The sequence below is a fragment of the Burkholderia sp. Tr-20390 genome, from assembly GCF_017104595.1.
Classification (GTDB): Bacteria; Pseudomonadota; Gammaproteobacteria; order Burkholderiales; family Burkholderiaceae; genus Burkholderia.
In genome coordinates, this window is record NZ_JAAGPC010000086.1 from 1 (window position 1) to 18,636 (window position 18,636).

Consider the following 18,636-nt stretch of genomic DNA (forward strand, 5'->3'; position numbering starts at 1 on the left):
GCGCCGCGCTGCAGAAGACCCACTCGTTCTACGACAAGCACGGCGGCAAGACGATCGTGCTCGCACGCTTCATTCCGGTCGTGCGGACGTTCGCGCCGTTCGTCGCGGGCGCGTCGTCGATGAGCGCGGATTCCGTGTACGGGATCCCGACGATCATCATCCCGTGATGGAGCAGCGGCAGCATCATCGACAGCAACGTCGATTCCTGGCCGCCGTGCAGGCTGCCCGTCGACGTGAACACGCAGGCCGGCTTGCCGGTCAGGGCGCCCGACAGCCATTGCGGTGTGGTGCCGTCGAGGAAATACTTGAGCGAGGCGGCCATGTTGCCGAAGCGGGTCGGCGAGCCGAGCGCCAGGCCTGCGCATTCCTCGAGATCGCGCAGCTCCGCGTACGGCGGGCCGTCGGCGGGGATGTCGGGGGCGGTGGCTTCGCAGACGGCCGACACGGGCGGCACTGTGCGGATGCGGGCCTGCATGCCCGGCACGCTGTCGATGCCGTTCGCGATCGCGAGCGCGAGATCGCGCGTGGCGCCGTGGCGGCTGTAATAGAGGACGAGAATGTCTTTCATGGGCGACGGAGCCGCATGCGGCCGCGCGCGTGCCCGGTGCAGTCGGCCCCTGCTGGAATCGAGCGGCTATTATAGGGGCTGAAGCCGTCGCGCAGCGCGGCGGCAGCGCGCCGTCGGGCGCGCGGCATCAAGAAGGAGAAGTCGTTTGCCGAAGTTGAGCGTCGATCTCGACACCATCAAGCGCCTCGCGCAGTTCGCGGCCCGGCGCAGCGCCGAGGATCGCATCCCGCAAGTGGCGGGCAGCCTCACGTTCACGACGATGCTGGCGCTCGTGCCGCTCGTGACGGTCGCGTTCGCGCTGTTCACCGCGTTCCCGATGTTCGCGTCGTTCCAGATCTCGCTGCAGGGGTTCCTCGCGGATCACCTGATGCCCGCGCAGTTCAACGTCCAGATCTTCAAGTACCTGAACCAGTTCGCGTCGAAGGCGAAGGGGCTGACGACGGCCGGCCTGATCGTGCTCGTCGTCACGTCGGTGATGACGATGATGACGATCGAGTCGGCGTTCAACCTGATCTGGCGGGTGCGCAAGCCGCGGCCGTTCGCGCAGCGCGTGCTCGCGTACTGGGCGCTGATCACGCTCGGCCCGTTGCTGTTCGGCGTGAGCCTGTCGATCTCGTCGTACCTGTTCACGCAGTCGCTGGCGTTTACCGGCGCCGCGCCGTCCACGTCGATCGTCGAGTGGCTGCTCGCGCTCGTCTCGTTGCCGTTGACGGTGCTCGCGTTCACGCTGCTGTACGTGTACCTGCCGAACTGCACGGTTGCATGGCGCGACGCGGTGATCGGCGGGCTGTTCGCGGCCGTCGCGTTCGAGCTCGCGAAGCGCGGCTTCGGCTACTACGTGCGGCGCATTCCGACCTATACGGCCGTCTATGGCGCGTTCGCGGCGCTGCCCGTGTTCCTGTTGTGGGTGTACCTGAGCTGGTTCATCGCGCTGCTCGGCGCGATGGTGGCGTCCGCGCTGCCGGCGATCCGCGTCGGCCAGTTCCACCGCATCCACTACCCGGGCAGCGACCTGCTCGACGCGCTGGACATGCTCGCGCGGCTGGCCGAGGCGCGCGCCGCCGGCAAGCGCGGCTACACGGCGATGCGGCTCGCGACCATGTTGCGCTGCGACATGGAAACCGCGCAGCGCCTGCTGACGACGATGGAGGAGCGGGAATGGATTGCGCGGCTCGACGGCGGCGGCGATGCCACGCCGCGCTACATCCTGCTCGCGAACCCGGAGCAGCTGACGCTTGCGCAGCTGTTCGACGTGCTGGTGATCGATCGCACGGAATTGACCTACCAGCTGCAGCGGCGCCGCAGCCATGTCGACGGTGCGGCGCTGCTCGCGGTGCTGTCGAGCGACCGCTTCGACGTGTCGCTCGCGACGCTGATTGCCGCGCACCGGCTTGCAGGTGCGCAGCCGACGGCGATGCCGGGGCAGGCGCCGGGCGCCGTGCCCGATCCGCACGCGCGGCCGCCGCGCCCCGCGTGAACGGGATGCCCGGCCGCGTTATAACGGGATCTTGCCCGTACAGATATCCTTGAACATCACCCAGTCGCCCATCAGGCTGTAGATCGGGTGCCGGAACGTGGCCGGGCGGTTCTTCTCGAAGAAGAAGTGCCCGACCCACGCGAAGCCGTAGCCGCAGACGATCGCCGCAGGCAGCCACAGCCAGTCGCCGGTCGCGACCGCCATCGCGACGCAGCCGATCACGCCGAGCGAGCCGACGAAGTGCAGCCGCCGCGACGTCCGGTTCTGGTGTTCATTCAGGTAATACGGGTAGAAATCGGCGAAGCTGGCGAATTGCTCCGAATGCGTATGCGCCGTGGACGTCTCCTCCGGCCGCTGCTCATGGGGCCATTGTGCTGCCGGCAGTCCGCTTCCGCAAGCGGGGGGCGGCCAGCCGCGCGGGCCCGCGCTTTCCTTTTGACAGGCTTTCCGATACGATCGAAAGCGGTTTTGCATTCAAGCATGAGGGGACTACGATGCGCGTCAGCGATATTCTGAAAGTGAAGGGCAACACGCTGTTTACGGTGACGCCCGATAAGCCGCTGCGCGAAGCGGTCGATACGATGGCCGAACACGACATCGGTTCGCTCGTCGTGATGGAGTACGGCGATCTCGTCGGGATGCTGACGTTCCGCGAGATCATCCTGCGTCTGCACGTGAACGGCGGCGCGATCGGCGACGTGCAGGTGCGCAAGGTGATGGACGAGCCGCTCACGTGCACGCCGGAAACGGACGTCAACGAAGTGCGCCGGATGATGCTCGAGCGCCATGCGCGCTACATGCCGGTGCTCGACAAGAAGGTGCTGATGGGCGTCATTTCGTTCTACGACGTCGCGAAGACGGTCGTCGAGGCGCAGAGCTTCGAGAACCGGATGCTGAAGGCATACATCCGCGACTGGCCGGAATCGGAAGCCGAAGCGCACAAGTCGTGAACCACGCCGCGCCCGTCGCCGTGACGCGCGGGCGCCGCCACCCGGCACGCGGCGGCGCAGGCTGGTCCTGCGCCGCCTTTTTTTCAATGACCACACGAGGCCCGCGCAGCGCTGCCCAGACGGCGCGCGCGTATTCCGCATGAGCGATCAAACGCAAGCCACTTCCAGGCGGCGTGACGAACGGCACGCACACGCGTCGCAGTTCGACCTGCTGCGCGAGCGCCGTTTCGCGCCGTTCTTCACGACCCAGTTCCTCGGCGCGCTGAACGACAACGTCTTCAAGATCGGCTTCACGTCGCTCGTCACCTATCACACCGCGCGGTTCGCCGGCGTCGATGCGAAGACGGCGGCCTTCCTGATTTCCGCGATCTTCATCTTGCCGTTCGTGCTGTTCTCGGCGACGTCCGGCCAGATCGCCGACAAGTACGACAAGGCGACCCTCACGCGTTTCGTGAAGACCTTCGAGATCGTGCTGATGCTGGTCGGCGCGGCCGGCTTCGTCACGCACAGCGCGCCGCTGCTGTATCTGTGCACGTTCATGATGGGGATGCACTCGACGCTGTTCGGGCCCGTCAAGTATTCGTACCTGCCGCAGCATCTCGGCGAGCACGAACTGGTCGGCGGCAACGGCCTCGTCGAGATGGGCACGTTCATCGCGATCCTGATCGGCACGATCATCGGCGGCGCGGCCGCGGGCATTGAAGGCAACGGCGAGCGCGTGCTCGCGGTGAGCGTCGTCGTCATCGCGCTCGCGGGGCGGTTCGTCGCGCAGCGCGTGCCGTCCACGCCGGCGCCGCAGCCTGATCTCGTGATCAACTGGAATCCGGTCAGCGAGACCTGGCGCAACCTCGGGCTCGCCCGGCAGAACCGCACCGTGTTCCTGAGCCTGCTCGGCATCTCGTGGCTATGGTTCGTCGGCGCGACGTTCCTCACGTCGTTCTTCAATTTCGCCAAGGACGTGCTGTCCGCAAGCCCCGACGTCGTCACGATCCTGCTCGCGACGTTCTCGGTCGGTATCGGCCTCGGCTCGCTGTTGTGCGAACGCCTGTCGCAGCGGCGCGTCGAGATCGGCCTCGTGCCGCTCGGCTCGATCGGCATCAGCGTGTTCGCGATCGAGCTGTATTTCGCGAGCCATGCGCTGCCGTCGCCCGGCCATCTGCTGTCGGTCGGCGAGTTCCTGGCCGGTGCGCGCCACTGGCGCATCCTGGCGGACCTGTTCCTGCTCGCGATGTTCGGCGGCTTCTACAGCGTGCCGCTGTACGCGCTGATCCAGAGCCGCAGCGCACCGACGCACCGTGCGCGGATCATCGCCGCGAACAACATCCTGAACGCGCTGTTCATGATCCTGTCGGCCGTGATGGCGATGGGGCTGACCAAGGCCGGCGTCGACATCCCGGGGCTGTTCCTCGTCACCGCGCTGCTGAACGTGATCGTCGCGACGTATATCTACCTGCTCGTGCCCGAGTTCCTGCTGCGCTTCGTCGCATGGGTGCTCGTGCATACGTTCTACCGGATTCGCCTCGTGCACGCGGAGCGGATTCCGGCGGAAGGGGCGGCCGTGCTCGTGTGCAACCACGTCAGCTACGTCGATGCGCTCGTGCTGGCCGCCGCGAGCCCGCGCCCGATCCGTTTCGTGATGGACCACCGGATCTTCAAGACGCGCTTCGCGAGCTGGGTGTTCCGGCATGCGAAGGCGATCCCGATCGCGCCGCGCCACGAGGATCCCGCGATGCTCGCGCGCGCGTACGACGCATGCGAGGCCGCGCTGAAGGAAGGCGAACTCGTATGCATCTTCCCGGAAGGCAAGCTGACGAAGACGGGCGACATCAACACGTTCCACCACGGCATCACGGAGATACTGGGCCGCACGCCGGCACCGGTGATCCCGATGGCGCTGCGCGGGCTGTGGGGCAGCTATTTTTCGCGGCATTCCGATGCGCGGATGCCGCGGCCCATCAAGCGTGGCGTGATGAGCCGGCTGACGCTGGCGGTCGGCGAGCCGATCCCGGCGTCGGTCGCGACGCCCGAAGCGCTGCAGGCGGCAGTCACCGAACTGCGCGGCGCGCGGAAGTAGGCGGGGCGGGCCCGGCGGCATCGCCCCGGGCCGTCATGGCCGCCGTGAACGGGCCCGTTCGACCGGGACGGCGCGGGTCGGCAAGCGACGCCCGGGGCCGTTCCCGTGGCGGGCCGGTGTGGTCCGAACGGTTCACAGGTCCCGCGTGCCCGGGACGGCTGGCATAATAGTGGCTTACCTCTTTTTCTCGACCGGCAAACGATCGACCTGCCTGCGGCCCGGGCAGCGCATCGGTTTGTCCATTTCTCTTTGGGCGGTTCCATCATGTCCGGCAATACCCTCGGCACGCTTTTCACTGTCACGACCTTCGGCGAATCGCACGGTCCCGCGATCGGCTGCGTGATCGACGGCTGCCCGCCGGGAATGGGGCTGACCGAAGCCGACATCCAGGTCGAACTCGATCGCCGCAAGCCCGGCACGTCGCGCCACGTGACGCAGCGGCAGGAGGCCGATGAGGTCGAGATCCTGTCAGGCGTGTTCGAAGGCGTGACGACCGGTACGCCGATCGCGCTGCTGATCCGCAACACCGACCAGCGCAGCAAGGACTACGGCAACATCGTCGAGACGTTCCGTCCCGGCCACGCCGACTATACCTACTGGCAGAAATACGGCATCCGCGACTATCGCGGCGGCGGCCGCTCGTCCGCGCGCCTGACCGCGCCGATCGTCGGCGCGGGTGCGGTCGCGAAGAAGTGGCTGCGCGAGCGCTTCGGCGTCGAGGTGCGCGGCTACATGAGCGGCCTCGGCGAGATCGACGTGCCGTTCGTCGACTGGTCGCACGTCCATGAGAATCCGTTCTTCTCGCCGAATGCGGCCGTCGTGCCGGAGCTGGAGGCGTACATGGATGCGCTGCGCAAGGATGGCGATTCGATCGGCGCGCGCATCGACGTCGTTGCATCGGGTGTGCCGGTCGGCTGGGGCGAGCCGGTGTTCGACCGTCTCGATGCGGACATCGCAAAGGCGATGATGAGCATCAACGCGGTGAAGGGCGTCGAGATCGGTGCGGGCTTCGACAGCGTCGCGCAGCGTGGCTCGGTGCATGGCGACGAGCTGACGCCGGGCGGTTTCGTCGGCAACCATGCGGGCGGCGTGCTCGGCGGGATTTCGACGGGGCAGGACATCACCGTGTCGATCGCGATCAAGCCGACGTCGAGCATCCGCACGCCGCGCCGTTCGATCACGAAGGCCGGCGAGGAAGCGACGGTGGAAACGTTCGGCCGCCACGATCCGTGCGTCGGCATTCGTGCGACGCCGATCGCGGAGTCGATGCTCGCGCTGGTGCTGATCGACCATGCATTGCGCCATCGCGCGCAGTGCGGCGATGTAGAGACGCCGACGCCGAAGATCGCGGGCAGCGCGACCTGACGCAGGCGGGCGGGGCGCAGCGCGTCTCGCCGGCAGTTGCGCGGAGCATGCAAAACGGGGCGCTGCATCAAGCAGCGCCCCGTTTCGTTTGCGGCACCCGAAAAAGCGCGCCGCTCGTGGCGGCGCGTTCCGGCCACTACATGTTCGGGTAGTTCGGCCCGCCACCGCCTTCCGGCGTGACCCACACGATGTTCTGCGTCGGGTCCTTGATGTCGCAGGTCTTGCAGTGCACGCAGTTCTGCGCGTTGATCACCAGCCGATCGCTGCCGTCGTCGTTCTTCACGAATTCGTACACGGCCGCCGGGCAGAAACGCCCCTCCGGCCCCGCGTACGTGCGCAGGTTCACGTTCACCGGCACGCTCGCATCCTTCAGCGTCAGGTGCGCGGGCTGGTTCTCCTCGTGGTTCGTGTTCGAGATGAACACCGACGACAGTCGATCGAACGTCAGCTTGCCGTCCGGCTTCGGATACTCGATCGGCTGGCATTGCGACGCCGGCTTCAGCATCTCGTGGTCCGCATGCTTGTGGTGCAGCGTCCACGGCACGTTGCCGCCCATCACCTTCTGCTCGAGCCCGACCATCAGCGTGCCGAGGTACAGGCCCTTGGCCATCCACTGCTTGAAGTTGCGCGCGCGGTACAGCTCCGTGTACAGCCACGACTGCTTGAACGCATCCGGGTACGCGTTGAGCTCGTCCGACTCGCGGCCGGCCTGCACCGCGTCGAACGCGGCGTCGGCGGCCAGCATGCCGGTTTTGATCGCCGCGTGGCTGCCCTTGATCCGCGATGCGTTCAGGAAGCCCGCGTCGTCGCCGATCAGCGCCCCGCCCGGGAACACCGTCTTCGGCAGCGACAGCAGCCCACCGGCCGTGATCGCGCGCGCGCCGTACGACACGCGCTTGCCGCCTTCGAGGAACGCGCGGATCGACGGATGCGTCTTGTAGCGCTGGAATTCCTCGAACGGCGACAGGTACGGGTTCGTGTAGCCGAGGCCCACCACGAAGCCGACCACGACCTGGTTGTTGTCCATGTGATACAGGAACGAGCCGCCGTACGTATCCGACTTCAGCGGCCAGCCGGCCGTGTGGATCACGAGGCCCGGCTTGTGCTTGGCCGGGTCGATTTCCCACAGCTCCTTGATGCCGATCCCGTAGGCTTGCGGATCGGCGTTCGCGTCGAGCTTGAACTTCGAGATCAGCTGGCGGCCCAGATGGCCGCGGCAGCCTTCGGCGAACAGCGTGTACTTCGCATGCAGCTCCATGCCGAGCTGGAAGTTCTCGGTCGGCTCGCCGTCCTTGCCCACGCCCATGTTGCCGGTCGCGACGCCCTTCACGGAGCCGTCGTCGTTGTACAGGATCTCCGCAGCCGGGAAGCCGGGGAAGATCTCGACGCCCAGCGCTTCGGCCTGCGCGCCGAGCCAGCGCGTGACGTTGCCCAGCGAAATCACGTAGTTGCCGTGGTTCTGGAAGTTGGCGGGCAGCGCCCAGTTGGGCGTGGTGACCGCGCTCTTTTCGGACAGGAACAGGAAGCGGTCTTCTGTCACCTCGACGTCGAGCGGCGCGCCGCGCTCCTTCCAGTCGGGGAACAGTTCGGTGATCGCGCGCGGGTCCATCACCGCGCCCGACAGGATGTGCGCGCCGATCTCGGAACCCTTCTCGAGCACGCACACGCCGATCTCGGTGCCTTTCTCGGCGGCCAGCTGCTTGAGCCGGATCGCCGCCGACAGCCCGGCGGGGCCGCCGCCGACGATCACGACGTCGTATTCCATCGATTCGCGCGGGCCGTATTGCTCGATGAGGCTTGCGGGGGTCATTGGCGTTCCTCTAACCGTTAGAATGCTTTTATTCGGGAGCGTATTGTCTGCGAAACGAAACGCTTGCCGCAACAGCATGCGGCTAGATTAGCACGATCGTTCTATTTTCGTGCTAGGGTAATGCCGCTCGAACCATGTTGCTCATGGCGGCGAAACGATATCGAAAGGGGAAGTGCAAATGGGTCGGTCGATCAATCTGGAAGGCAAGGTTGCGCTGGTCACGGGCGCGTCGAGCGGCCTCGGGCAGCGCTTTGCACAGGTGCTGTCGCAGGCCGGTGCGAAGGTCGTGCTCGCGAGCCGTCGGGTCGAGCGCCTGAAGGAGCTGCGTGCCGAGATCGAGGCGGCGGGCGGCGCCGCGCACGTCGTGTCGCTCGACGTCACCGACGTCCAGAGCATCAAGGCGGCGGTCGCGCACGCGGAGACGGAAGCCGGTACGATCGACATCCTCGTGAACAATTCGGGCGTCTCGACGATGCAGAAGCTCGTCGACGTGACGCCTGAGGATTTCGAGTTCGTATTCGACACCAACACGCGCGGCGCGTTTTTCGTCGCGCAGGAAGTCGCGAAGCGGATGATCATGCGCGCGAACGGAAGCGGTAACGGCAAGCCACCGTGCCGGATCATCAACATCGCGTCGGTGGCCGGGCTGCGCGTGTTTCCGCAGATCGGGCTGTTCGCGATGAGCAAGGCCGCGGTCGTGCAGATGACGCGCGCGATGGCGCTCGAGTGGGGGCGCCACGGGATCAACGTCAACGCAATCTGTCCGGGCTATATCGATACCGAAATCAACCATTATCTGTGGGAAAGCGAGCAGGGCCAGAAGCTGCAGTCGATGCTGCCACGCAGGCGCGTCGGCAAGCCGCAGGATCTCGACGGGCTGTTGTTGCTGCTCGCGGCCGACGAGTCGCAGTTCATCAATGGCTCGATTATCTCCGCCGACGACGGCTTCGGCCTCGCCTGAGCGGACGACATACCGCAACAAAGAAGACTGCAATGAGTGATTATTCCCCCGTTTTTGAGATGTCGATGCCGATCCGCTGGGGCGACATGGACGCATTCGGCCATGTGAACAACACGGTCTATTTCCGCTACATGGAGCAGGCGCGGATCTCGTGGTTCGAGGAGCTCGGCATTGCCGGCGGCAACGGCGAGGGGCAAGGGCCCGTCATCGTCACGGCGTCGATGGAATTTCTCAAGCAGCTGCACTATCCGGGCGACGTGATCGCGAAGATGTCGGCTGCGCAACCCGGCCGCAGCAGCTTCGACACGGGTTTCGAGCTGACGCGCGCCGACGATCCGCAGCATGTCTATGCGCGCGGCAATGCACGCTGCGTGTGGGTCGACTACGCGCTCGGCAAGTCGGTGCCGCTGCCCCAGTTGCTGCGCGACACGATCGAGCGCGCGCTCGCGGCGAAGGTCGGCTGAGCGTCGAGTCGGCGAGTCCGCCGGCACAAGGTCGCCGGGGCGGCACGCGATACCCGTTGTTTCCCGAATCGGCCGCCCTGTGCGGCCAGATTTTCATCTGGGCGCCGTCACTCACTGCCCGAGCAGGCGCTGCAGCAGCTCCGGCGTATTGTTGGTCCCGTACTTGCGCATCAGCCGTGCGCGGTAGATGTCGACCGTGCGCGAGCTGATGTCGAGCACGCGCCCGATCTGCTTGCTGGTCTTGCCGGTCGCGAGCTGCGCGGCGATCTCACGTTCGCGCGGGGTCAGTTCGACGGCGACCCGGCGCGTCGCACTCAAATCCTCGAAGGTCCACACGCCCGCCGCGAGCGGGGCGGTGCGGTCGATCGCGCGGCCGGTGACGTGGCACCAGAACAGCTCGCCGTCCGCCCGTTTCATGATTCTGTCATCCGAGTAGATGCCGTTCGCGGCCATCACGCGCGCGATGCGCTCGCCGATGCGCTGGAATTCGTCCGTCGATGGGTAGAGCACCTCGTACGATTTCCCGATCAGGTCGGCCCGCGCGCAGCGGAAGATCGACGCGAGCGCGTCGTTGCAGTCCTCGATCACGCGGTCGCGCGACAGTACGAGGCCGAGCGGCGCGAGGTGGAAGGCAGTCTGGTAATCGAGAGCGGGCATGGCGCAGGCAAGCGTAGGCAAACGCTTATGTATTTTTGCGTATTGTGCCGCATCCGCGCTGCATCGTACCCTTTCAGGCATCTCGTGGCGGTTTGCCGCGGTATAAAAACAGCGCGCCTCGACGCAGGCATCGCCGTGCATGCATAGAATGATGCGGCGGGCTTGCGGGCCACGTGGGCGCGTGAACCGGATTTGCTGGTTTCCATAGAGGAAGGGACAACTGATGAACAAAGTCTATCCAAGCGCGGCTGCCGCGCTGGAAGGGATCGTCCGCGACGGACAGACCTTCGCGGTGGGCGGCTTCGGCCTGTGCGGGATTCCCGAGGCGCTGATCGCGGCGTTGCGCGATACGGCCGTCAAGGGCATCACCTGCATCAGCAACAACGCGGGCGTCGACGGTTTCGGCCTCGGCCTGCTGCTGGAAACGCGCCAGATCAAGAAGATGATCTCGTCGTACGTCGGCGAGAACAAGGAGTTCGAGCGCCAGTACCTGGCCGGCGAACTCGAGCTCGAATTCACGCCGCAAGGCACGCTCGCCGAGAAGCTGCGCGCGGGTGGTGCGGGCATCCCGGCGTTCTTCACGAACACGGGCTACGGCACCGTGATCGCGGAAGGCAAGGAAACGCGCCAGTTCGGCGATCGCCACTACGTGCTCGAGCCGTCGCTGACGGCCGATGTCGCGCTCGTGAAGGCCTGGAAGGCCGACAAGTCCGGCAACCTGATCTTTCGCCGCACCGCGCGCAACTTCAACCCGATGTGCGCGATGGCCGGCAAGATCACCGTCGCCGAGGTCGAGGAGATCGTCGAGAACGGCGAGCTCGATCCCGACCACATCCACACGCCGGGGATTTTCGTGCAACGCATCGTGCTGAACGCGACGCCCGAAAAACGCATCGAACAACGCGTCGTACGCGCGAAAGGAGACTGACATGGCCTGGAATCGTGACCAGATGGCCGCGCGCGCGGCGAAGGAATTGCAGGACGGCTTCTACGTGAACCTCGGCATCGGCTTGCCGACGCTCGTTGCGAACCACGTGCCGGAAGGTGTCGAGGTGTGGCTGCAGTCGGAGAACGGCCTGCTCGGCATCGGCCCGTCGCCGACCGAAGACGAAGTCGACGCCGATCTCATCAACGCCGGCAAGCAGACCGTCACGACGCTGCCGGGTTCGTCGATCTTCTCGTCGGCCGATTCGTTCGCGATGATCCGCGGCGGCCACATCAACCTGGCGATCCTCGGCGCAATGCAGGTCAGCAAGCAGGGCGACCTCGCGAACTGGATGATCCCCGGCAAGATGATCAAGGGGATGGGCGGCGCGATGGATCTCGTCGCCGGCGTGAAGCGCGTCGTCGTGCTGATGGAGCATGTGGCGAAGGGCGACCAGCACAAGATCCTCGAGGAATGCAACCTGCCGCTGACGGGCGTCGGCGTGGTCGACCTGATCATCACCGATCTCGGCGTGATCGAAGTGACGCCGTCCGGCCTGAAGGTGCTTGAACTCGCCGACGGCGTGAGCGCCGACGAGATCCAGGCGAAGACGGGTGCGCCGCTCGACATCAGCGCGGTCGCATAAGGCTCCGCGCGTACGCGCAGCGTCGACGCCCCGCATGCCGGACGACGGCATGCGGGGCGTTTGTCATGGTGTCCTCGGTCAGGCCGCTCGTCGGGTGCCCGACGAGCGGACCCGTGCGGCTGAAGCGGTTTACAATCGTTTGCATCGGGCGTCGCAAGCGTTGCCCTGCGCGTCGCCCCCGTTCGACAGGATGCCAACGATGCCAACGACCCCAGCGAATTCCCAGGTTCCTCGCCAGCGGCGCGTGCAGTGTGCGAGCGCTGCCGGCCTTCACCACGTCGCCTATACCGAGTGGGGCGATCCCGCCAACCCGCGCGTGCTGGTCTGCGTGCATGGGCTGACCCGTTCCGGGCGCGATTTCGACCGGCTCGCCGCGGCGCTGTCCGATACGTATCGCGTCGTCTGCCCCGATGTCGTCGGGCGCGGCCAGTCGGACTGGCTGGCCGATCCGCGGCTCTATGCGATCCCGCAATACGTGTCCGACATGGTGACGCTGATCGCGCGGCTCGACGTCGAATCGGTCGACTGGTTCGGCACGTCGATGGGCGGGTTGATCGGCATGGCGTTCGCGGGGCTACCGGGTTCGCCGCTGCGCCGGATGATCGTCAACGACGTCGGCCCGCGCATCGAACCCGAGTCGCTCACGCGCATCGGCGAATATCTCGGCGTGCAGCCGCGCTTTGCGACCCGGCAGGAGGGCATCGACTATCTGACGTCGCTGTCGCTGCCGTTCGGGGCGCTGACCGCCGACGAGTGGAGCGAGATCAACGGGCCGCTGCTGCGCGAGCTGCCCGAAGGGGGCTGGACGGTTCGCTACGATCCGCGCATCGCCGAACCGTTCAAGGCGACGACGCCCGAATTGGCGGCGCTCGGCGAGGCTGCGCTGTGGCACGCGATCGAGACGACGAACGCATCGCTGCTCGTCGTGCGTGGCGAGGCGTCCGACCTGCTGTCGCGCGAGACGGTGGCCGAGATGGAGCGTCGCGGCCGGCATGTGACACACGCCGAGATCCCAGGGGCGGGCCACGCGCCGGCGTTCATCGACGCAAGCCAGATTGCGCTCGCGCGGCGGTTTTTCGTCGAAGGCGGCGCATAAACGCGTCATAATATGCGGTTCGGCGGCACGCGGGCCGTGCCGCCGACCGAATCTCCATCCACTCACGACCGGAACATTCCATGGCAGTCATTCGTCACCACGTCGGGGCCCGTCTCTCCGAAACCGCGATCCACAACGGTACCGTGTATCTGGCCGGCCAGATCGCCGAAGACACCACACAGGACATCAGGGGCCAGACGCGCGAAGTGCTCGGCCACATCGATCGCCTGCTCGCCGAAGCGAACAGCGACAAGGCGCATCTGCTGTCGGTTCAGATCTACATCTCGGATCTGGCGAACTTCGAAGGCATGAATGCGGAGTGGGATGCATGGGTCGCGCACGGCAACACGCCGCCGCGCGCCACGGTTGAGGCAAAGCTCGCGGATCCGGCACTGCTCGTCGAGATCGTGGTCGTCGCTGCGCAGCGGAGCTGAACGCAACCCGACGATGATCGCATTCCGCCAGGCCGAGCAATGACCGAGTCCGTTTCCGCCTCCCCCGTCGCGGCGCCGTCGTTCGACGACGTGCTCGCGTTCGTGCGCGAGCGGGCCGGCGACGTGCGCCTGTCGTCGGGCGAACTGCTCGCCGATCACTCGGCGGGCACGGCGTCGATCATGCGCACGCTGAACGTCGATCCGTCCGCGATGCAGGCGGCCGCGCTGTTCGTGCTGACGCCGCACCTGAGCGACCCCGAGCGTGAGCTCACCGAGCGGTTCGGCGACGAAGTGGCGCGGCTCGTGTCCGACGTGCGCAAGCTGTTGCGGCTCGGCACCGTCAGCCTGCGTGCCGCGCAAAACGCGGGGGCCGACGCGGGGCGCGATGCGGCCGAAGAGCGACGCACGCAGATCGAGGCGCTGCGCAAGATGCTGCTGGCGTTCGCGCAAGACATCCGCGTGGTCCTGATCCGGCTCGCGTCGCGCTTGCAGTCGCTGCGCTACTACGCGGCCGCGAAGATCGACCCGCCGCCCGACGTCGCGCGCGAGACGCTCGAGATCTACGCGCCGCTCGCGAACCGTCTCGGCATCTGGCAATTGAAGTGGGAGCTCGAGGATCTCGCGTTCCGCTTCGAGGATCCCGTCACCTACAAGCGGATCGCGAAGCTGCTCGACGAGAAGCGCATCGAGCGCGAAGCGTACGTCAAGCAGGCGATCGACCGGTTGCAGCAAGAGCTGGCGGATGCGCACATCCAGGCCGACGTGAGCGGCCGGCCGAAGCATATCTACAGCATCTGGCGCAAGATGCGCGGCAAGGAACTCGACTTCTCCGAGCTGTACGACGTGCGCGCGTTTCGCGTGATCGTGCCGGACATCAAGGATTGCTACGCGGTGCTCGGCATCGTGCATCACCTGTGGCAGCCGGTGCCGAAGGAATTCGACGACTACATCTCGCGGCCGAAGCCGAACGGCTACAAGTCGCTGCACACGGTCGTGATCGGCGACGATGGCCGCGCGTTCGAAGTGCAGATCCGCACGCAGGAGATGCACCGCTTCGCCGAGTACGGCGTCGCCGCGCACTGGCGCTACAAGGAAGCCGGCGCGCGCGGCTACGGCGGCCAGTTCTCGGCAAGCGACAAGTACGACGAGAAGATTGCATGGCTGCGCCAGCTGCTCGCGTGGAAGGATGACGTCGAGGACGGCGCGGAACAGTCGGGCGACAAGGCGTGGGCGCAATTGCGTGAGACGTCGCTCGACGACGATCACATCTACGTGCTGACGCCGCAGGCGCGCGTGATCGCGTTGCCGCAGGGCGCGACGCCGGTCGATTTCGCATACCACCTGCACAGCGAGCTTGGCCATCGCTGCCGTGGCGCACGTGTCGACGGCGCGATGGTGCCGCTCAATACGCCGCTCGCAAACGGCCAGACGGTCGAGATCGTTGCGGTGAAGGAGGGCGGGCCGTCGCGCGACTGGCTGAACCTGCAGCTCGGCTATATGAAGAGCCCGCGCGCGCGTCAGAAAGTGCGGGCGTGGTTCAACTCGATCGAGCAGGAAGAAAACGTCGCGCATGGCCGCGCGCTCGTCGAAAAGACGCTGCAACGCGAGGGCAAGACGTCGGTCAGCCTGGACAATCTCGCTGCGAAGCTCGGCTTCAAGTCGCCCGAGGAGTTGTTCTCGGTCGTCGGCAAGGAAGAGTTCAGCCTGCGCAATGTCGAGCACGCGCTGTCCGATGCGCCGCCGCCCGAACCGGCGCCCGAGGCGCCTGCCGATTTCGAGAAGCGCAGCAGCGGCGCCAGCGTGGCGCATGGCGCGTCGACCGGTGTGCTGGTCGTGGGCGTCGACGCGCTGCTGACCCAGCTCGCGCGCTGCTGCCGTCCGGCGCCGCCCGATCCGATCAGCGGTTTCGTCACGCGCGGCAAGGGGATGTCGATCCACCGCACCGATTGCCCGACGTTCCGCCGGATGGTCGAGCGCGCGCCGGAGCGCGTGCTGCAGACGACCTGGTCGGCCGACGTGCTCGGCGGGCGCGGTGCATCCGTCTATCCGGTCGACCTGATGATCGAGGCGAGCGACCGGCAAGGGTTGCTGCGCGACATCTCCGAAGTGTTCGCGCGCGAGAAGATGAACGTGGTGGGCGTGAAGACGCAGAGCCGCCGCAATGCGGCATTCATGCAGTTCACGGTCGAGGTGTCGAACTCGGCGCAGGTGCAGCGCGCGTGCACGCTGCTCGGCGAGGTGCAAGGCGTCGTGCGGGCGGGGCGGAAGGCCTGATGTGGGGTTCGAACACCGTTATTTTGCTGCGACCGCATAAAAATACTTGCCAAGCGGGTAACGGCTCCATATAATCTTAGCTTCACTAGGCTCGTAGCTCAGCTGGTTAGAGCACCACCTTGACATGGTGGGGGTCGTTGGTTCGAGTCCAATCGAGCCTACCAACGAATTGAGAATGCCCGGCCTCCGGGTGTTCGATGCAGCAAATAACTCAACGCGAACAAGGCGAATACGGTTATGACACCGCGAACGTTGACCGAAACTTTTTCGGAGCGACGCTAGTCGAGGAACCCTTTCGCCCTTTCAGTTTGAGTGAAGTATCGAATGCGGCCCCTCGAAAGCGGGGCCGCATTTTTTTTGTCGCGACATTTTCCCGCGTGATTTTTATATCGCGTACCTGGTCTGCCGCCCACTGTCGGCATCACGGAGATTGCTATGGTTTCGATACGCTTGCCTGACGGCTCAGTTCGACAATACGAGCATCCGGTGACAGTTGCCGAGGTTGCAGCCTCGATCGGTCCCGGCCTTGCGAAGGCTGCGCTTGGTGGCAAGCTCGATGGCGAGCTCGTCGATACGTCGGCCGTGATCGACCGCGACGCATCGCTCGCGATCGTGACCGACAAGGACGCCGACGGCCTCGACATCATCCGTCACTCGACGGCGCACTTGCTCGCGTACGCGGTGAAGGAACTGTACCCGGACGCGCAGGTGACGATCGGCCCGGTGATCGACAACGGTTTCTATTACGACTTCTCGTACAACCGCCCGTTTACGCCCGAAGATCTGGAAAAGATCGAAAAGCGCATGCAGGAGCTCGTGAAGAAGGACGAGCCCGTGACGCGTCGTGTCGTGTCGCGTGACGAAGCGGCGGGCTACTTCCGCAGCATCGGCGAGAAGTACAAGGCCGAGATCATCGAGTCGATTCCGCAAAGCGACGAAATCAAGCTGTATTCGCACGGCGGCTTTACCGATCTGTGCCGTGGCCCGCACGTGCCGTCCACCGGCAAGCTGAAGGTCTTCAAGCTGATGAAGGTCGCCGGCGCGTACTGGCGCGGGGATTCGAAGAACGAGCAGCTGCAGCGCATCTACGGCACGGCCTGGACGAAGAAGGAAGACCAGGACCAGTACCTGCACATGCTCGAGGAAGCGGAAAAGCGCGACCACCGCAAGCTCGGCAAGCAGCTCGACCTGTTCCACATGCAGGAAGAGTCGCCGGGCATGGTGTTCTGGCATCCGAAGGGCTGGGCGCTGTGGCAGCAGGTCGAGCAGTACATGCGCCGCCGCGTGAACGAAGCCGGCTACCTCGAGATCAAGACGCCGATGATCATGGACCGCTCGCTGTGGGAAGCGTCGGGTCACTGGCAGAACTACCGCGAGAACATGTTCACGACGGAGTCGGAGAAGCGCGACTACGCGATCAAGCCGATGAACTGCCCGGGCCACGTCCAGGTGTTCAAGCACGGCCTGCGCTCGTACCGCGACCTGCCGCTGCGTTACGCGGAATTCGGTTCGTGCCACCGCAACGAGGCGTCGGGCGCGCTGCACGGCCTGATGCGCGTGCGCGGCTTCGTGCAGGACGATGCGCACATCTTCTGTACGGAAGACCAGTTCATCTCGGAATCGATCGCGTTCAACACGCTGGCGATGAGCGTGTACAAGGACTTCGGTTTCGATCACATCGACATCAAGCTGTCGCTGCGCCCCGAGCAGCGCGCCGGTACGGACGAAACCTGGGATCGCGCCGAGCAGGGCCTGCGCGACGCGCTGACGGCGTGCGGCCTCACGTGGGAAGAGCTGCCGGGTGAAGGCGCGTTCTACGGTCCGAAGATCGAGTACCACATCAAGGATGCGCTCGGCCGTTCGTGGCAGTGCGGCACGCTGCAGCTCGACATGGTCCTGCCGGAGCGCCTCGGCGCCGAGTATGTCGCGGATGACAGCAGCCGTCGCCGTCCGGTGATGCTGCACCGTGCGATCGTCGGTTCGATGGAGCGTTTCCTCGGCATTTTGATCGAGCACCACGCTGGTGCGATGCCTGCCTGGCTCGCGCCGTTCCAGGCAGTTGTGCTCAATATCGCCGAAAGTCAGGCCGGATATGCGCAATCTCTGGCCCAAACGTTGCAAAAACAAGGGGTTAGAGTGACGGCCGATTTGCGCAATGAGAAGATTAGCTATAAAATACGCGAGCACACGCTGGAAAAGGTGCCTTATCTCCTCGTCGTGGGGGATAAGGAGCGTGATGCGCAAACGGTAGCCGTGCGTGCCCGTGGCGGCGTCGATCTTGGCGTGATGCCGGTCGAAGCCTTCGTTGAGCGTCTGCAGGAAGACCTGCGCTCGTTCAAGTAACCGCCCTGGCAGCGCGGCTCGTTTTTTTAATTTTTAGAGGAAACGTAACATCGCTACTGATAAGTCGTCGCACCGCATCAACGGTGAAATCACTGCGCCGGAAGTGCGCCTGGTCGGGATCGAGAACGAACCGCTCGGTATCGTAAAACTCGCTGATGCTTTCCGTAAATCGGAAGAACTGGATGTTGACCTGGTGGAAATCGCGCCGCAAGCGGTTCCCCCGGTTTGCCGTCTGATGGATTACGGCAAGTTCAAGTACCAGGAGTCGAAGAAGCAGCACGAAGCGAAGCTGAAGCAGAAGGTCATCCAGGTCAAGGAAGTCAAGTTCCGCCCGGGTACCGATGACGGTGACTACAACGTCAAGCTCCGCAATCTCGTGCGCTTCCTCGAAGAAGGCGACAAGACGAAGATCACGTTGCGTTTCCGCGGCCGCGAAATGGCTCACCAGGAAATCGGTATGCGGATGCTTGAGCGTCTGCGCACGGATCTTGAGGAAGTCGGCCAGGTCGAGCAGATGCCGAAGATGGAAGGGCGCCAGATGATCATGGTGCTCTCGCCGAAGAAAAAGAAGTAACGGGCCCGCGCGCGTCGC

General features: G+C 65.3%; 16 protein-coding genes, 1 tRNA gene and 1 pseudogene. 14 read left to right on the forward strand and 4 right to left on the reverse strand.

What is annotated here, in order from left to right; translation table 11 throughout:
* Window positions 1-121: 121 nt before the first annotated feature.
* Window positions 122-568 (reverse strand): annotated as a pseudogene (gene wrbA, locus G3N98_RS22390) (NAD(P)H:quinone oxidoreductase); the annotation flags it as partial.
* A 145-nt stretch (window positions 569-713) separates the two neighbouring features.
* Between wrbA and G3N98_RS22395 the strand changes: the two are divergent.
* Entirely contained in the window at window positions 714-2,045 is a 1,332-nt protein-coding gene (locus G3N98_RS22395) for a YihY family inner membrane protein (RefSeq protein ID WP_206149255.1), read from the forward strand.
* An 18-nt stretch (window positions 2,046-2,063) separates the two neighbouring features.
* Here the strand turns inward: G3N98_RS22395 and G3N98_RS22400 are convergent, their stop codons facing one another.
* Window positions 2,064-2,429: an Mpo1-like protein gene (locus G3N98_RS22400; protein WP_206149265.1), complete on the reverse strand. Its 366-nt coding sequence runs from the start codon at window positions 2,427-2,429 to the stop codon at window positions 2,064-2,066.
* Window positions 2,430-2,539: 110 nt separating this feature from the next.
* Here G3N98_RS22400 and G3N98_RS22405 point away from each other — a divergent pair, with 110 nt between their 5' ends.
* The 3 genes from G3N98_RS22405 (at window position 2,540) to aroC (ending at window position 6,434) form a co-directional block, all read left to right on the forward strand.
* On the forward strand, window positions 2,540-2,995 hold the full coding sequence (locus G3N98_RS22405; protein ID WP_006755543.1) for a CBS domain-containing protein: 456 nt from the start codon (window positions 2,540-2,542) through the stop codon (window positions 2,993-2,995).
* A gap of 139 nt (window positions 2,996-3,134) precedes the next feature.
* Window positions 3,135-5,069 (forward strand): MFS transporter, encoded by a 1,935-nt coding sequence (locus tag G3N98_RS22410; RefSeq protein WP_124575725.1) that lies wholly within the window; start codon window positions 3,135-3,137, stop codon window positions 5,067-5,069.
* 264 nt (window positions 5,070-5,333) lie between these two features.
* Entirely contained in the window at window positions 5,334-6,434 is a 1,101-nt protein-coding gene (aroC, locus tag G3N98_RS22415) for a chorismate synthase (RefSeq protein WP_089425194.1), read from the forward strand.
* A 136-nt stretch (window positions 6,435-6,570) separates the two neighbouring features.
* Here aroC and G3N98_RS22420 read toward each other — a convergent pair whose 3' ends face one another.
* Entirely contained in the window at window positions 6,571-8,244 is a 1,674-nt protein-coding gene (locus G3N98_RS22420; RefSeq protein WP_206149256.1) for an electron transfer flavoprotein-ubiquinone oxidoreductase, read from the reverse strand.
* Between the two features lie 178 nt (window positions 8,245-8,422).
* Between G3N98_RS22420 and G3N98_RS22425 the strand changes: the two genes are divergently transcribed.
* Both G3N98_RS22425 and G3N98_RS22430 read left to right on the forward strand, forming a co-directional pair.
* Window positions 8,423-9,205 carry an SDR family oxidoreductase gene (locus G3N98_RS22425; RefSeq protein WP_206149257.1) on the forward strand — a complete coding sequence of 261 codons (783 nt, stop codon included), beginning with the start codon at window positions 8,423-8,425 and terminating at the stop codon, window positions 9,203-9,205.
* A gap of 32 nt (window positions 9,206-9,237) precedes the next feature.
* The gene (locus G3N98_RS22430) at window positions 9,238-9,669 is read left to right on the forward strand and encodes a thioesterase family protein (protein WP_206149258.1); all 432 of its coding nucleotides are present in this window, start codon (window positions 9,238-9,240) and stop codon (window positions 9,667-9,669) included.
* 111 nt (window positions 9,670-9,780) lie between these two features.
* Here the strand turns inward: G3N98_RS22430 and G3N98_RS22435 are convergent, their stop codons facing one another.
* The gene (locus G3N98_RS22435) at window positions 9,781-10,326 is read right to left on the reverse strand and encodes a LuxR C-terminal-related transcriptional regulator (protein ID WP_089425197.1); all 546 of its coding nucleotides are present in this window, start codon (window positions 10,324-10,326) and stop codon (window positions 9,781-9,783) included.
* A 223-nt stretch (window positions 10,327-10,549) separates the two neighbouring features.
* Here G3N98_RS22435 and G3N98_RS22440 point away from each other — a divergent pair, with 223 nt between their 5' ends.
* The 8 genes from G3N98_RS22440 (at window position 10,550) to infC (ending at window position 18,618) form a co-directional block, all read left to right on the forward strand.
* Window positions 10,550-11,254, forward strand: coding sequence for a CoA transferase subunit A (locus G3N98_RS22440; RefSeq protein ID WP_085038865.1), 705 nt, complete (start codon window positions 10,550-10,552; stop codon window positions 11,252-11,254).
* A gap of 1 nt (window position 11,255) precedes the next feature.
* The gene (locus tag G3N98_RS22445) at window positions 11,256-11,897 is read left to right on the forward strand and encodes a CoA transferase subunit B (RefSeq protein WP_011351774.1); all 642 of its coding nucleotides are present in this window, start codon (window positions 11,256-11,258) and stop codon (window positions 11,895-11,897) included.
* 199 nt (window positions 11,898-12,096) lie between these two features.
* Window positions 12,097-12,993, forward strand: coding sequence for an alpha/beta hydrolase (locus tag G3N98_RS22450; RefSeq protein ID WP_089472641.1), 897 nt, complete (start codon window positions 12,097-12,099; stop codon window positions 12,991-12,993).
* Between the two features lie 80 nt (window positions 12,994-13,073).
* Window positions 13,074-13,427 (forward strand): RidA family protein, encoded by a 354-nt coding sequence (locus G3N98_RS22455; protein ID WP_069247804.1) that lies wholly within the window; start codon window positions 13,074-13,076, stop codon window positions 13,425-13,427.
* A 39-nt stretch (window positions 13,428-13,466) separates the two neighbouring features.
* Complete coding sequence (locus G3N98_RS22460; RefSeq protein ID WP_089425199.1) at window positions 13,467-15,701, forward strand: bifunctional (p)ppGpp synthetase/guanosine-3',5'-bis(diphosphate) 3'-pyrophosphohydrolase; 2,235 nt, start codon at window positions 13,467-13,469, stop codon at window positions 15,699-15,701.
* A gap of 87 nt (window positions 15,702-15,788) precedes the next feature.
* A tRNA-Val gene (locus G3N98_RS22465) sits at window positions 15,789-15,865 on the forward strand.
* A gap of 271 nt (window positions 15,866-16,136) precedes the next feature.
* Complete coding sequence (thrS, locus tag G3N98_RS22470) at window positions 16,137-18,044, forward strand: threonine--tRNA ligase (RefSeq protein WP_206149259.1); 1,908 nt, start codon at window positions 16,137-16,139, stop codon at window positions 18,042-18,044.
* A 49-nt stretch (window positions 18,045-18,093) separates the two neighbouring features.
* Window positions 18,094-18,618 carry a translation initiation factor IF-3 gene (infC, locus tag G3N98_RS22475; protein WP_071734130.1) on the forward strand — a complete coding sequence of 175 codons (525 nt, stop codon included), beginning with the start codon at window positions 18,094-18,096 and terminating at the stop codon, window positions 18,616-18,618.
* Window positions 18,619-18,636: the final 18 nt, after the last annotated feature.

What these genes read in the sequence shown, in the direction of transcription:
- G3N98_RS22405 (WP_006755543.1), top strand. Translation starts at nt 2,540, where the DNA reads ATGCGCGTCAGCGATATTCTGAAAGTGAAGGGCAACACGCTGTTTACG.
- G3N98_RS22410 (WP_124575725.1), top strand. Translation starts at nt 3,135, where the DNA reads ATGAGCGATCAAACGCAAGCCACTTCCAGGCGGCGTGACGAACGGCAC.
- aroC (WP_089425194.1), top strand. Translation starts at nt 5,334, where the DNA reads ATGTCCGGCAATACCCTCGGCACGCTTTTCACTGTCACGACCTTCGGC.
- G3N98_RS22420 (WP_206149256.1), bottom strand. Translation starts at nt 8,244, where the DNA reads ATGACCCCCGCAAGCCTCATCGAGCAATACGGCCCGCGCGAATCGATG.
- G3N98_RS22425 (WP_206149257.1), top strand. Translation starts at nt 8,423, where the DNA reads ATGGGTCGGTCGATCAATCTGGAAGGCAAGGTTGCGCTGGTCACGGGC.
- G3N98_RS22430 (WP_206149258.1), top strand. Translation starts at nt 9,238, where the DNA reads ATGAGTGATTATTCCCCCGTTTTTGAGATGTCGATGCCGATCCGCTGG.
- G3N98_RS22435 (WP_089425197.1), bottom strand. Translation starts at nt 10,326, where the DNA reads ATGCCCGCTCTCGATTACCAGACTGCCTTCCACCTCGCGCCGCTCGGC.
- G3N98_RS22440 (WP_085038865.1), top strand. Translation starts at nt 10,550, where the DNA reads ATGAACAAAGTCTATCCAAGCGCGGCTGCCGCGCTGGAAGGGATCGTC.
- G3N98_RS22445 (WP_011351774.1), top strand. Translation starts at nt 11,256, where the DNA reads ATGGCCTGGAATCGTGACCAGATGGCCGCGCGCGCGGCGAAGGAATTG.
- G3N98_RS22450 (WP_089472641.1), top strand. Translation starts at nt 12,097, where the DNA reads ATGCCAACGACCCCAGCGAATTCCCAGGTTCCTCGCCAGCGGCGCGTG.
- G3N98_RS22455 (WP_069247804.1), top strand. Translation starts at nt 13,074, where the DNA reads ATGGCAGTCATTCGTCACCACGTCGGGGCCCGTCTCTCCGAAACCGCG.
- G3N98_RS22460 (WP_089425199.1), top strand. Translation starts at nt 13,467, where the DNA reads ATGACCGAGTCCGTTTCCGCCTCCCCCGTCGCGGCGCCGTCGTTCGAC.
- thrS (WP_206149259.1), top strand. Translation starts at nt 16,137, where the DNA reads ATGGTTTCGATACGCTTGCCTGACGGCTCAGTTCGACAATACGAGCAT.